Consider the following 12,746-nt stretch of genomic DNA (forward strand, 5'->3'; position numbering starts at 1 on the left):
ACCCGACTTGCCGAAGCCGGGCGACAGTGTTCTCGGCCGGATCTGCCCGCAATGCCGGTGGTCAGCGCATTGCCGGACCACCGGCGGCAAGCACTACTCCTCCGTCGTCACCTGCCGGGCCGTCGCCATCGCGCGTTCGGTCTCCCAGAACGCCCGCATCGACGTGATCAGCCCGTCCTCGCCGACGCGGTAGACGAACACGCCGTCGGTGTCGACGCGGTAGCCGCCCGGCAGGTACGTCGTGATCGTGCCGACGTTGGCACACTCGTCGCCCGCCGCGTGCGAATCGCGGATGGTGAACTCGAAGCGCTCCACGTTGCCGATCGTCTTGTCCCAGAACGCGCTGATCCCCTCGCGGCCATGGTGCCCCTTGCCCTCCTCGTCGAAGAACGACGGCCCGACCGGGTCCTCCACCACCCCGTCCGGCGCGAACAGGTCCAGCCACGCCTCCTTGTCCCCCGCCGTGACCGCGGTCATCGACGCGAACGCCGCGCGCCGCGCCGGCGGCTGTTCCGCCGACGTGTCCCAGCTGACCTGCACGCCCATGGCAGTCACTCCTCGAACTTCGCGATGATCTCGGCCCCGAACTTGTGGATCGCTTCGAGCTTCGGCCCGACCGGCGCGTCGAACCCGACGCCGTCGAACACCCACGGCATGGTGATGATGTCGGTGACGCCGGCCTCGGCCTGCTCGCGGTAGCCGTCGAGACCGAACTTGTCGATGCAGACCGCCTGGTACTCGAACGGGTCGTCGGCGCGGCCGCGTTCGGCCAGCAGCTCCTTCAGCCGGGCGATGGTCTCGCGCAGCTCTTCGAGCTTCATCATCGCCGACGACCAGCCGTCGGCGACCCGGGCCGCGCGCCGCAGCGCGACGTCGGTGTGGCCGCCGATGTAGAACGGCACCCGCGACGGCGGCGCCGGGCTCATCTGGATCTTGTCGAAGTCGTAGAACTCGCCGTGGTACTCGACCATCCCGCCGTCGAGGATCAGCCGGAGGACGTCGATGGCCTCGTCGACGCGCTTGCCGCGCCGCTCGAACGGCACGCCGCAGTACTCGAACTCCTGCGGCAGCCAGCCGACGCCGAGCCCGAGGCCGAACCGGCCGCCGGTGAGCACCGACGCCGAGCCGACCTGGCGCGCCAGCAGCACCGGGTTGCGCGAGCCGAGCTTCAGCACCGACGTGTAGAACTCGATGCGGCTGGTGACCGCGCCCATGGCCGCGGTCGCGACCAGCGGGTCCACCCACGGGGTGTCGGCGGTCCAGAACCGGCTGCCGTCGGGCGTGTACGGATAGTCTGTGGACACCGTCTCGGCGTAGAAGAGCGAGTCCGGCAGGGCGATGGAGGCGAAGCCCGCCTCCTCGGCGGCCTGGGCGAGTTCGCCCAGCTGATCAAGCGGGTTCATCGCGATCGACAGGGTGAACTTCATACCGCGGAACTATAACGTGTTCTATTTTCTTCGGCCAGTCCGCGCGGTGTGCCGGATCACGTCCCGGGAACCCTCCGCGTAGCGTCCGCGTTGTCCGGATCAAAGGTGACTTCCGGTCACCGGGCACCGAGCTTCTGGGAGTGGTCCATGGGCACCGCGATCTTCCTGATCGTGCTCGTCGTCGTGATCGTCGGTGGCGGCCTCTATTTCTCGCGGCAGCGCGCCGCGGCCCGGCAGCGGGAGCTCGACGACGCCAAGGCCGACGCCCGGCGCCTCGTCGAGCGGCTCGGCGGCCAGGTCCTCAACCTCAACGGCAACGACACCGCATCGATGCAGGCGATGGCGGACGCCGCCGAGCGCTACAACGCGGCCGGCTCGCAGATGGAGCAGGCCCGCACGATCGAACAGGCCCGGCTGGTCAAGGACACCGCCGTCGAGGGCCTCTACTACGTCCGCGCCGCGCGCGTCGCGATGGGCATGGACCCCGGCCCGCAGCTGCCGGAGGAGACCGAGCGCGAGCGCGCCGGCAAGGTCACCGAGCGCCGCGACGTCGACGTCGAGGGCCAGCACTACGCGGCCTCGCCCGACGCGGGCCAGGACACGCCGTACTACTACCCCGGCGGCCGCGTGGCCGGGCGGCCGGTGCCGCAGGGCTGGTACAGCGAGCCGTGGTGGAAGCCCGCGCTCGTCGCCGGCGCCTGGGGCCTCGGGTCGATGTTCCTGTTCAGCGCGATGTTCTCCGGCATGGGCGGCATCGCCAGCGCCGGGGCGTGGGAGTCCGGCTACGACGCGGGCCAGCAGGACGCGCTCGAGTCCGGTGACGCGGGCGGCGGCGACGGTGGTGACGGCGGCGGCGACATGGGCGGCGACGGTGGCGGCGACATGGGCGGCGGCGACTGGGGCGGCGGCGGCTTCGATGGTGGTGGCTTCGACGGTGGTGGCTTCGACGGCGGCGGCTTCGACTTCTAGCGTCCCAAGGCGGCCTTGGTTGCGTCTGACGCACCGAAGGCCGCCTTGGGTGCGTTGAACGCACCGAAGGCCACATTGGGGCGCTGGTCAGGCCGGCTGGCAGGTGGGGCACCAGTAGAGGTTGCGGCCCACCAGGTCCGAGTTCGCCACCGGCGTCCCGCACACCAGGCACGGTTCGCCGGCCCGCCGGTAGACGTACACCTCGCCGCCGTGGCGGTCCACCCGGGCCGCGCGGCCCATCGCCTCCGGCAGGTGCTCGGGACGGACCGTGTCGATCCGGCCGGCGCGGACGCCGTCGCGCATCAACGCCACCAGGTCGGCCCACAGCGCGTCCCACAACGTCCGGTCCACCGAACGGCCCGGGGTCAGCGGCGCGACGCCGTGGCGGAACAGCACCTCGGCGCGGTAGACGTTCCCGACGCCCGCCAGCACCGCCTGGTCCATCAGCAGCGCCGCGATCGACGTCTTCGACCGCGAGACGCGCGCCCAGGCCTGCTCGGGTTTCGCGTCGCGGCGCAACGGGTCCGGGCCGAGGCGCGCCTTGATCGCGTCCACCTGGTCCGGGGAAAGCAGCTCGCACCGGGTCGGCCCGCGCAGGTCCGTCCAGTGGGTCTGCCCGGCCAGCCGCAGCCGGACCTGCCCGACAGGCTCCGGCGCGGGCAGCGGGGACTCGCCGAACGTGCCGTAGAGCCCCAGGTGGATGTGCACGATCCCGGGTGGACCGTAGTCGTGGAAGAGGTGCTTGCCGTACGCCTGCGCGCCGACGAACACCTGACCGTCCAAACGGGACGCCTCGGTGGCGAACCGGCCCTGCGGGCTGCTCACCTCGACCGGGGCGCCGGCGTACCGGCGCTTGTGCAGCCGCGCGAGCCGGTGGAGCGTGTGCCCCTCGGGCATCAGGCCCCCGGCAGGGCCGGCGGGGTGCCGGTGCGCTCGTAGTCCAGCAGCTGCTGCACGCGGCGCGCGTGCCGCTCCTCCGGCGAGACCTCCGTCGCCAGGAAGGCTTCGACGATCTCGATGGCCTGCTCGGCGGTGTGCATCCGGGCGCCGACGCCGATCAGCTGGGCGTGGTTGTGCTCCCGGCAGAGCTGGGCCGTCTCGACGCTCCACGCGAGGCCGGCCCGCGCGCCGGGGACCTTGTTCGCCGCGATCTGCTCGCCGTTGCCGGAGCCGCCGACGACGATGCCGCGGCTGCCCTCGTCGGCCACCACGCGCAACGCCGTCTCGACGCAGAACGCCGGGTAGTCGTCGGCCGCGTCGTAGACCCGCGGACCGATGTCGGTGACCTCGTGGCCCTGCTTCTCCAAGTGAGCCACCAGGTGGTTCTTCAGCTCGAAGCCGGCATGGTCGGATCCCAAGTAGACACGCACGGCTGGAAGTCTGCCATCACGGCCGCTTTCGGGCATGCTCCGGGGGTGGGGATCTGGGAGCAGACAGGGTACGACGTCCGGCTCGACTGGGGCGCCGAAGGCGTGGCCGCCCTCGGCCGGGAATGCGCCGTGCTGGTCGTCGTCGACGTCCTTTCCTTCAGCACCACCACGGATCTCGTGGTCGGCCGCGGCGGCCGCGTGCTGCCGGTCCGCTGGCGCGACGAACGAGGCATGACGCGGGCGCGGGCCGCCGGCGCCGTCATCGCGGGCGAAGGCGCGTTCACCCTCAGGCCGTCTTCTGTGACGGAAATCCCGCCGGGGACGCTGCTCGCGCTCCCCTCGCCCAACGGCGCGACGCTGTGCGACGCGGCCGCGGCGACCGGCGCGCGGGTGCTGGCCGGCTGCCTGCGCAACGCCTCCGCCGTCGCCGCGAAGGCCCTGGGGCTGGGCGGGCCGGTTGGGCTGATCGCCGCCGGGGAACGCTGGGGCGTGGACATCTTCGGTGCAGGCGAGACGTTCGGCCCGCTGCGGCCGTGCGTCGAAGACCAGCTGGGCGCCGGCGCGATCGCCGCTGCGCTGGCCGGGCACGGTCTGTCGCTGTCCCCCGAAGCCGCGCTCGCCGCCCGATCGGTCGACGTCGCGGCACTGGCGAGCTGCGTGTCCGGCCGCGAGCTGACCGAGGCCGGCCACGGCGGCGACGTCGCGCTGGCCGCGCAGCTCGACGTGAGCGATGCTGCTCCCGTACTGAGCGAAGGAGTACTGGCATGAGCGGGCGCTGGATCGAGGTCGCCGACGGCGTGCACGCGCGGCGCTACGAGGAGCTGGACCTGACCGTCGGGCTGGTCGCAGGCGCCGAGCGCTGCCTGGTCGTCGACACCCGCGGCGACCTGGAGCAGGGCGCCGAGCTGGCGGCGGCGGTCCGCGAGCTGACCCCGCTGCCGTGGTCGGTCGTGTTCACGCACGCGCACTTCGACCACACCTGGGGCACCGAGCGGTTCACGCCCTGCGCCGTCTGGGCGCACGAAGGCTGCCGCGCCGAGCTGACCGAGTACGCGGAAGACGCCCGGGCCAAGTGGATCGCCTACTACCGCGAACAGGGCAAAGCGGAGACCGCCGACGCCATCGCGCGCACCACGTTCGTGGTGCCCGACCACCTGTTCACCGACCGCACCGAGCTCGACTTGGGCGGCCGGACGGCCGTCCTGCTGCACCCGGGCCGCGCCCACACCGACCACGACGTCGTCGTGCACGTGCCGGACGCGGACGTGCTCTTCGCGGGCGACATCGTCGAGAACGCCGAACACGGCTTCAGCGCGTTCTCCTTCGGCACCGAATCGGACCTGACCGCCTGGCCGGACACCCTCGACGCGCTCCTCGCGCTGAAGCCGCGGGTGATCGTGCCCGGGCACGGCGACCCCGTCGACGCCGACTTCGTCCGCTACCACCGCCACGGCCTGCACGAGCTGATCGCGCTCAAGGCGGGGGTCGGGCGCGGCGAAACGACCGAGGTGGCCGCCGTGGCAGCCTCCCGCTACCCCAGCGACGTCACCTTGGCCGCTCTGGCCACGCCTTAGTCGAAGTTCAGCTCACCGGACCGGGTGCGCTTGAGCTCGAAGAAGTCCGGGTAGCTCGACAGCGCGACGGCGCCGTCGAACACCTTCAGCGCGTCTTCGCCGCGCGGGATCGAGCTGAGCACCGGGCCGAAGAACGCGACGCCGTCGATGTGGATCGTCGGGGTGCCGACGTCCATGCCGACCGGGTCCATGCCCTCGTGGTGGCTCTTCTTCAGCGCCTCGTCGTACTCGGTGGAGTCCGCGGCGTCGTACAGCTCGGGCGGCGCGCCGATCGCGGCCAGGGCTTCCTTGATGACCGCGTCGCGGTCCTTGTTGCCCTGGTTGTGGTAGCGGGTGCCGAACTCCGTGTAGTAGTCGCGCAGCACCTCGTCGCCCTTGAGCTGCGCGAGCGCGACGGCCACGCGCACCGGGCCCCAGCCCTTCGCCAGCAGCTCCTTGTACTGCTCCGGCAGCTCGTCGCGGCCCTCGTTGAGCACCGACAGGCTCATGATCCGGAAGTTCAGGTCCAGGTTGCGGTGCTTCTCCACCTCGAGGATCCAGCGCGAGGTGATCCAGGCGAACGGGCAGATCGGGTCGAAGTAGAAGTCGACCTTCGTGGGCTGCTCGGCAGCGGTCATCAGTACTCCTGTGCGAAGTTCAGTCCGGTCCGGGGGCGGGCACACCCCCACACAGCGGGCCAACACCCGGGGACCCGGGCTTGTTCCCCATCGCCCGCCACCCCGTCCCCATGATTGGATGCGGGGAGTTGAAAACCGATACCAACGACCAGAGGTGCCTGTGCCCGCCCCCAACCTGACCCGCGACCAAGCCAAGCTGCGCGCGGACCTGCTCGACGTCACCGGTTACGACATCGAGCTGGATCTCACCGACGGCCACGGCGGCCCCGGCGAGAAGACCTTCGCGTCGAAGACGACCGTGCGGTTCTCCAGCGCGCGGGCCGGCGAACGGACGTGGGTCGACATCGTCGCCGACCGCGTGCACGCGGCCACCTTGAACGGCACGGACGTCGACATCAGCGCGTACGTCGAGGACAAGGGCATCGCGCTGGCCGGCCTGGCCGAGACGAACGAGCTCACCGTGACCGCCGACTGCCGGTACATGAACACCGGCGAGGGCCTGCACCGGTTCGTCGACCCGGTCGACGACACCGTCTACCTGTACACGCAGTTCGAGACGGCGGACGCCAAGCGGATGTTCGCCTGCTTCGACCAGCCGGACCTCAAGTCGGTCTACCGGCTCACGGTGATCACGCCGAAGGACTGGAAGGTCATCTCGAACACCGCGGCGGAGTCCGCGGAGGAGACGCCCGAAGGCGCCGTCCGCACGGTGTTCAAGGAGTCCGAGCGGCTCTCGACCTACCTGGTCGCGCTGATCGCCGGGCCGTACGCCGAGTGGCGCGACGAGTACACCGACGAGCACAAGACGATCCCGCTGGGCGTCTACTGCCGCGCGTCGCTGGCCGAGCACATGGACGCCGAGCGGCTCTTCACCGAGACCAAGCAGGGCTTCGGCTTCTACCACCGGAAGTTCGGTACGCCGTACCCGTTCTCCAAGTACGACCAGCTGTTCGTGCCGGAGTTCAACGCGGGCGCGATGGAGAACGCCGGCGCGGTGACGTTCCTCGAGGACTACGTCTTCCGCAGCCGCGTCACCCGCTACGCCTACGAGCGGCGCGCCGAGACGCTGCTGCACGAGATGGCGCACATGTGGTTCGGCGACCTGGTGACCATGCGCTGGTGGGACGACCTGTGGCTGAACGAGTCGTTCGCGACCTTCGCGAGCGTCCTCGCCCAGGCCGAGGCCACCGAGTACAAGAACGCGTGGACCAGCTTCGCGAACATCGAGAAGTCGTGGGCCTACCGCCAGGACCAGCTGCCCTCGACGCACCCGATCGCCGCCGACATCTTCGACCTGCACGCGGTCGAGGTGAACTTCGACGGCATCACCTACGCCAAGGGCGCGAGCGTGCTCAAGCAGCTCGTCGCCTACGTCGGGCTGGACCACTTCCTCGACGGCCTGAAGGTGTACTTCGGCAAGCACGCCTGGGGTAACGCGACGCTGGCCGACCTGCTGGGCGCGCTGGAAGAGGCGTCCGGGCGCGACCTGTCGTGGTGGAGCGCGCAGTGGCTGGAGACCACCGGGCTGAACTCGCTGAGCCCGCGCTACGAGGTCTGCGCGGACGGCACGTTCACCTCGTTCGCCGTCGTGCAGTCCGGCGCGAAGCCGGGCGCCGGTGAGCTGCGCACGCACCGCGTCGCCGTCGGGATCTACGACGAGGACGGCTCCGGCAAGATCGTCCGGACGCAGCGGGTGGAGCTGGACGTCGACGGCGCGCGCACCGAGGTGCCCGCCCTCGTCGGCCGGCCCGCGGGCCGGCTGGTGCTGGTCAACGACGACGACCTGACGTACTGCACGATGCGGCTCGACCCGGCGTCGCTGACGACGCTGATCGACCGGGTCGCCGACATCACCGAGCCGCTGCCGCGGACGCTGTGCTGGTCGGCGGCGTGGGAGATGACCCGCGAGGCCGAGCTGAAGGCCCGCGACTTCGTCACGCTGGTGCAGCGCGGCATCCACACCGAGACCGAGGTCGGCGTCGTCCAGCGGCTGCTGCTGCAGGCCCAGACCGCGCTGAACTCCTACGCGGAGCAGCAGTGGGCGGCTTCGACCGGCTGGCCGGCGTTCACGAAGCGGCTGCTGGAGCTGGCCCGCGGCGCGGACGGGGGCTCGGACCACCAGCTGGCGTTCGTCAACTCGCTGACGGGGTCGGTGCTGGACGCCTCGGCGTTGACGGTGCTGGCCGGCTGGCTGGACGGGTCGGCGCCGCTCGACGGCCTGTCGGTGGACACGGACCTGCGCTGGCGGCTGCTGCACGCGCTGGTGGCGCACGGCAAGGCGGACACGGCGGAGATCGACGCCGAGCTGGCCCGCGACAACACGGCGACGGGCCGCCGCCAGGCGGAGCGCGCGCGGGCGTTGCGCCCGACGGCGGAGGCCAAGGCCGACGCGTGGCAGCGCGCGGTGTACGACGACGAGCTGCCGAACGCGGTCAGCGACTCGCTCATCTCGGGCTTCTCCCACCCGGGCCAGAAGGCGCTGCTGGGTTCGTACGTCGCGCGGTACTTCGAGGTGATCGACGAGGTGTGGCAGCGGCGCTCGAGCGAGCGCGCGCAGCCGATCGCGATCGGGCTGTACCCGTCGTGGGCGGTGGCGCCGGAGACGGTGACGGCGTCGGACGGGTGGCTGGCCGGCGAGCACTCGCAGGCCTTGCGGCGGCTGGTTTCGGAGGGGCGCGCGGGGATCGTGCGGGCTTTGGCCGCGCGGGACTTCGACGCCCAGGCCTGAGCCGCACGGCCCCGGAAAGCGGCCCCCGCCCTCCCTGGGCAGGGTTTCGGCAAAGTCAGGGCCGCGCGGAGTCGGGTGTCGCGAATGAGTCATTGGGGGCGCCGGAGGTCCCGAATGAGTCATTCGCGACGTCGGGCGGGGTTCGCGACGTCATGAACGACTCTTTCCTGTCGCCGGACGTCATGAACGACCCTTTCATGACGTCCGCCCGGCGAACGCGACTTTGCCGAAGCCCCCGCCCTCCCAGGGCAGGGTTCCGGCAAAGTCTTTTGGCCTGGTTGCAGGGCGGGCACGACCCTCGTTGATCATGTGATTGTCTAGGTCCCATGATCGTGTGAGAGAGCCGTGCCCGCTGCGCAATCGTGCCTGATCCCTGTCGTACGTGATCGCCTGACCCCGGTCATCGATTCCCACACCAATCCATCCTGGGCCGCTGACCTGCGCACCCAGCTCGCCGACATACCCGACCCACGAGATCGCCGGGGCGTACGACATTCGATCGGGTCGATTCTGGCGCTCGCCGCCGCAGCCGTAGTAGCAGGAGCCCAGTCGTTCACCGCCATCGGCGAATGGGCCGCCGACGCACCACAGTCGGTGCTGGCCGCACTAGGCACCCGATTCGATCCCCGCCAAGCCCGGTATGCAGCACCCGATGAGGCCACCGTGCGACGGATGGCCGGCCGGGTCGACGGCGACATCCTCGACGACGTGATCAGCAGGTGGCTCGCCGAACACGACACCAGCACCACCGACCCGGCCCAGACCGCACCGGTAGCGATCGCGGTGGACGGCAAATCTTTGCGCGGCACCTTCGCCCGCACCGGAGGCGCCGGAGTGCACCTGCTCGCCGCGAACACCCACGAGACGGCAACAGTGCTCGGTCAACGCCAAGTCCCGGTCGGCAGCAGCGAAATCACCTGGTTCCAACCACTGCTGGACACGATCGACCTGGCCGGACGGGTAGTCACCGCCGACGCCCTGCACACCACCGCCGAACATGCCCGCTACCTGCACCAACGCGCGGACTACGTATTCACTCACCGTCAAAGAGAACCAGCACCGCCTCCACGGCCTGCTCGACACCCTGCCCTGGCACGAGATCCCCACCCACCACACCAGCGGCAGCGGGCACGGCCGCAGCGAACGCCGCACCGTCCAGCTCGCACCCCTGGGCGAGTTCCTCGGCTACCCGGCCATCGACTTCCCTCATGCCACGCACGCGTTCCTCATCGAGCGCTACATCACCCACCACACCAGCCAGAAACGCTCCGCCCACGCCGCGCTCGGCCTCACCAGCCTCACTGGCCGCTACGCTCATCCCGCCCATATCGGAGGCTACGTCCGCAGTCACTGGCACATCGAAAACAAACTCCACTGGGTCCGCGACGTCACCTATAAAGAAGACCAATCCCGGGCCCGCACCGGCACCGCACCCCGAGTCATGGCCAGCCTGCGCAACCTCGCCACCAGCGCACACCGACAAGCCGGGCACACCAACATCGCCCAAGCGCTCCGCCACACCGCCCGCAACGCCACCCGAGCTCTCACCCTGCTCGGAATACCCGCCTAAGCAGCACAAAGACTTTGCCGGAACCCCCGCCCTCCCTGGGGGCGTGCCCTTGTCCAGCGTATCGGGGGCGCCCGACGAAAGCCGGGTAGCGGCCACTTCGGCGGCTCGGTTGTCCACATCACGGCGATGGTGTGGACAACCGGCGCCGGACGTAAAGAGCCCGCACCTCGGCGAGGTGCGGGGCTCTTCGCGTGTCTGGGTCAGCGGGGCACGGGGCCCGCCTGGTCGGACAGCATGCGCAGCGCGTTCACCAGGCCGCTGACCAGCCCGCGCACGAGGTCGCCCTCCTTGAAGGACGCCACCATGCTCGCCACCGCCAGCTTGGCGCCGCGGTCCGGAAGGCGCACGTACGCCGCCTTGCCCGTCACGATCTCGATCAGCTTCTCGCCCGGGGAGACCGCGATCAGGACCGAGTTCGCCGGGTTCGACGTCGTCGCGTGCAGCTTCTCCGCCGCCGAACGGCTGTCGTGGCCCAGCTCGCCGAGGTACAAGCTGAAGTCGAGACCCGTCTCGCGGCTCGCGAACGTCAGCGCCTCGTCGAGGCGGGCCAGCTGGCGCGTGTTGAACGGGCTCGTCGGCGCGGCCGGCTCGTACATCTTCGCGGCCGACACGCGGCCGCTCGACGTGAGAGCCTCGCCGTAGCCCAGTTCGGACTCGTCGACGCGCTTCGTCAGCTCACCAGTTGCCACGAGCGCCTCCTGCCGCGGTCGGGGCGCCCTCGGGCGCGCTGTTCTCGGCGCCGGCGTGCCGGTGCCCGGCACCGACCCCTTCGGGGTTGGCGCTCCACCACATGGCCGGATAGTCCCAGGCCTGGCCGGACCGGTGCCGCGGGGCACCGCCGGACCTGCGCCGGAGCGTCAGCAGCCCGGCGAGGCCGTAGATGGCCAGCGGGATCACGGCGAAGACCACGATCGTCTCGACAACGTTCACGGCGCTGAGCGTATCGGATGACCTCCACGGCCACCGCGCGCGCCGCACTCGACCGTTCGTCGTAAGCCGAATGCCGTCCGCCGCTTGGCTCGCGGGCACTGGAACGTTGGGGCGAAGACCGTCGGGCCGAAAGGTTGCAACTCAACGTACAGGCGGCCGCACCCGCCGCTGTCGTCTTGTCGCGGCCTTGAAATCCTCGTAGCTTTTTCACCTGTACGGGCCTTGCGCCCCGCTCTCCAGCTTCAGCAGGTAACGCACCGGTCTCAGGAGGCCTTGCCATGAACAGCGTCCACACCCCCGCACAGGCGATCACCGAGACCATCTCGTCACTGAGCGAAATCGAATTCGTGCCCGGAACGCGTGTGACGGCGGGCACAAGGGTTACGCGGGGTACACGCGTCACTCGCGGTACACGTGTGACGGCGGGAACGCGCGTCACCATGGGCACCCGGGTGACGGCGGGGACGCGGGTCACGCGAGGCACCCGGGTCACCAGGGGCACCCGGGTCACGATGGGCACGCGCGTGACGGCCGGCACGCGCGTCACCTGCGGCACCCGCGTCACGCGGGGAACGCGGGTCACCATGGGGACCCGCGTCACCTGCCAGAGCGACTACGCGCTCGCTGCCTGACCCCGCCACTCCAGGGCCGCACGCACTACCTGTACACGCGCAAGCACCCGGCTCGCCCCGGCCGCCGCAAGGCAGCCGGGGCGCCGGCATGTCCGGGCTCCGTCAGCCCCGAAAACAGCTAGGCCGCGGAGCCGAGATACGGACGCCAAAGCGGGTCGGCCTCCTTGGAGTGCGCGAGCAGCCGCCAGTGCGGGCCGTGCGGGGCGCGCGGGACGACCCGCAGCCGCCAGCCGATCTCCGAGAGCAGCCGGTCCGCCTTGCGGTGGTTGCACTTGGCGCAGCAGGCGACGCAGTTCGTCCAGGCGTGGGGCCCGCCCCGGCTGCGCGGGATGACGTGGTCGATCGTCTCGGCCCGCCCCCCGCAGTAGGCGCAGCGGTACCGGTCGCGGTGCATCAGCCCGGCGCGGGTGAGCGGCACCTTCGCCCGGTAGGGCACGCGCACGTACGTGCTGAGCCGGATCACCGACGGCACGGGCAGCGACACCTTGGCCGAATGCAGCTCGGTGCCGCCCGGGTCGCCGTGCACCACCTCGGCCTTGCCGCACATCACGAGCACGACCGCGCGCCGTAGCGGCAACGCGGTCAGCGGCTCGAACGTGGCGTTGAGCAGGAGCACCCGGCGCCGGCCCCAGGCCGGAGCGGCCGGATCCCGGCCTCTACTACGCTGTCCGGGCGGGCGGGTAACTCCCCCTGGGCGGTTCCCCGGCCCGGCCGGGACGGGACCGCCGGATGCGGTACCCCCCGGATAGGCGCGCAGGACCACCTCTGGCGTCTCGGCGGCCATGGCTTGGCCGGAGACGCCGCGGGGGCTGGGTTGTCGGTCTGGCACTCGACCACCTCCAGGGGCGTAGGCATAGTCGACCACAGAACAGGCCCCCAGCGCACGTGTGTTACCTGACGTGTCACATCCGCGCGACCCGACATCCACT

General features: G+C 70.9%; 13 protein-coding genes and 1 pseudogene. 6 read left to right on the plus strand and 8 right to left on the minus strand.

Annotated features, from left to right (window positions below):
• Window positions 1-93: 93 nt before the first annotated feature.
• Window positions 94-546 carry a nuclear transport factor 2 family protein gene (locus tag AB0N03_RS07690; RefSeq protein WP_364366964.1) on the minus strand — a complete coding sequence of 151 codons (453 nt, stop codon included), beginning with the start codon at window positions 544-546 and terminating at the stop codon, window positions 94-96.
• 5 nt (window positions 547-551) lie between these two features.
• On the minus strand, window positions 552-1,427 hold the full coding sequence (locus tag AB0N03_RS07695) for an LLM class F420-dependent oxidoreductase (RefSeq protein WP_364366966.1): 876 nt from the start codon (window positions 1,425-1,427) through the stop codon (window positions 552-554).
• Between the two features lie 147 nt (window positions 1,428-1,574).
• On the opposite strand from AB0N03_RS07695, the gene AB0N03_RS07700 reads away from it, so the two are divergent.
• On the plus strand, window positions 1,575-2,396 hold the full coding sequence (locus AB0N03_RS07700) for a hypothetical protein (RefSeq protein ID WP_364366969.1): 822 nt from the start codon (window positions 1,575-1,577) through the stop codon (window positions 2,394-2,396).
• A gap of 87 nt (window positions 2,397-2,483) precedes the next feature.
• On the opposite strand, the gene AB0N03_RS07705 is transcribed toward AB0N03_RS07700, so the two are convergent.
• Window positions 2,484-3,293: a DNA-formamidopyrimidine glycosylase family protein gene (locus AB0N03_RS07705; RefSeq protein WP_364366971.1), complete on the minus strand. Its 810-nt coding sequence runs from the start codon at window positions 3,291-3,293 to the stop codon at window positions 2,484-2,486.
• A complete protein-coding gene (locus tag AB0N03_RS07710; protein ID WP_364366974.1) occupies window positions 3,293-3,766 on the minus strand; it encodes a ribose-5-phosphate isomerase in 474 nt (157 codons plus the stop codon). Before AB0N03_RS07710 ends, AB0N03_RS07705 begins: the two co-directional genes overlap by 1 nt.
• Before the next feature lie 51 nt (window positions 3,767-3,817).
• Between AB0N03_RS07710 and AB0N03_RS07715 the strand changes: the two genes are divergently transcribed.
• Complete coding sequence (locus AB0N03_RS07715) at window positions 3,818-4,534, plus strand: 2-phosphosulfolactate phosphatase (protein ID WP_364367167.1); 717 nt, start codon at window positions 3,818-3,820, stop codon at window positions 4,532-4,534.
• Window positions 4,531-5,340 carry an MBL fold metallo-hydrolase gene (locus AB0N03_RS07720; protein ID WP_364366977.1) on the plus strand — a complete coding sequence of 270 codons (810 nt, stop codon included), beginning with the start codon at window positions 4,531-4,533 and terminating at the stop codon, window positions 5,338-5,340. The genes AB0N03_RS07715 and AB0N03_RS07720 overlap by 4 nt, the downstream gene beginning before the upstream one ends.
• On the opposite strand, the gene AB0N03_RS07725 is transcribed toward AB0N03_RS07720, so the two are convergent.
• On the minus strand, window positions 5,337-5,957 hold the full coding sequence (locus tag AB0N03_RS07725) for a DsbA family protein (RefSeq protein ID WP_364366980.1): 621 nt from the start codon (window positions 5,955-5,957) through the stop codon (window positions 5,337-5,339). The genes AB0N03_RS07720 and AB0N03_RS07725 overlap by 4 nt on opposite strands.
• Before the next feature lie 160 nt (window positions 5,958-6,117).
• On the opposite strand from AB0N03_RS07725, the gene pepN reads away from it, so the two are divergent.
• Both pepN and AB0N03_RS07735 read left to right on the plus strand, forming a co-directional pair.
• Entirely contained in the window at window positions 6,118-8,685 is a 2,568-nt protein-coding gene (pepN, locus tag AB0N03_RS07730) for an aminopeptidase N (protein ID WP_364367170.1), read from the plus strand.
• Window positions 8,686-9,144: 459 nt separating this feature from the next.
• Window positions 9,145-10,255, plus strand: a pseudogene (locus tag AB0N03_RS07735) (ISAs1 family transposase).
• 200 nt (window positions 10,256-10,455) lie between these two features.
• Here AB0N03_RS07735 and AB0N03_RS07740 read toward each other — a convergent pair.
• Entirely contained in the window at window positions 10,456-10,944 is a 489-nt protein-coding gene (locus AB0N03_RS07740) for a DUF5130 family protein (protein WP_364366982.1), read from the minus strand.
• On the minus strand, window positions 10,931-11,185 hold the full coding sequence (locus AB0N03_RS07745) for a hypothetical protein (protein ID WP_364366985.1): 255 nt from the start codon (window positions 11,183-11,185) through the stop codon (window positions 10,931-10,933). Before AB0N03_RS07745 ends, AB0N03_RS07740 begins: the two co-directional genes overlap by 14 nt.
• Before the next feature lie 278 nt (window positions 11,186-11,463).
• Between AB0N03_RS07745 and AB0N03_RS07750 the strand changes: the two genes are divergently transcribed.
• Window positions 11,464-11,817: a hypothetical protein gene (locus AB0N03_RS07750; RefSeq protein ID WP_364366988.1), complete on the plus strand. Its 354-nt coding sequence runs from the start codon at window positions 11,464-11,466 to the stop codon at window positions 11,815-11,817.
• A 118-nt stretch (window positions 11,818-11,935) separates the two neighbouring features.
• Here the strand turns inward: AB0N03_RS07750 and AB0N03_RS07755 are convergent, their stop codons facing one another.
• On the minus strand, window positions 11,936-12,433 hold the full coding sequence (locus AB0N03_RS07755; protein WP_364366990.1) for an HNH endonuclease: 498 nt from the start codon (window positions 12,431-12,433) through the stop codon (window positions 11,936-11,938).
• Between the last annotated feature and the right edge of the window lie 313 nt (window positions 12,434-12,746).

Origin of the sequence: Amycolatopsis sp. NPDC051061 (assembly GCF_040682935.1) — a bacterium.
Taxonomy (GTDB): domain Bacteria; phylum Actinomycetota; class Actinomycetes; order Mycobacteriales; family Pseudonocardiaceae; genus Amycolatopsis.

Excerpts from the sequence above, each read along its gene's own strand:
- AB0N03_RS07750 (WP_364366988.1), top strand. The coding sequence starts at position 11,464 with ATGAACAGCGTCCACACCCCCGCACAGGCGATCACCGAGACCATCTCG.
- AB0N03_RS07700 (WP_364366969.1), top strand. The coding sequence starts at position 1,575 with ATGGGCACCGCGATCTTCCTGATCGTGCTCGTCGTCGTGATCGTCGGT.
- AB0N03_RS07720 (WP_364366977.1), top strand. The coding sequence starts at position 4,531 with ATGAGCGGGCGCTGGATCGAGGTCGCCGACGGCGTGCACGCGCGGCGC.
- AB0N03_RS07695 (WP_364366966.1), bottom strand. The coding sequence starts at position 1,427 with ATGAAGTTCACCCTGTCGATCGCGATGAACCCGCTTGATCAGCTGGGC.
- AB0N03_RS07725 (WP_364366980.1), bottom strand. The coding sequence starts at position 5,957 with ATGACCGCTGCCGAGCAGCCCACGAAGGTCGACTTCTACTTCGACCCG.
- AB0N03_RS07690 (WP_364366964.1), bottom strand. The coding sequence starts at position 546 with ATGGGCGTGCAGGTCAGCTGGGACACGTCGGCGGAACAGCCGCCGGCG.
- AB0N03_RS07705 (WP_364366971.1), bottom strand. The coding sequence starts at position 3,293 with ATGCCCGAGGGGCACACGCTCCACCGGCTCGCGCGGCTGCACAAGCGC.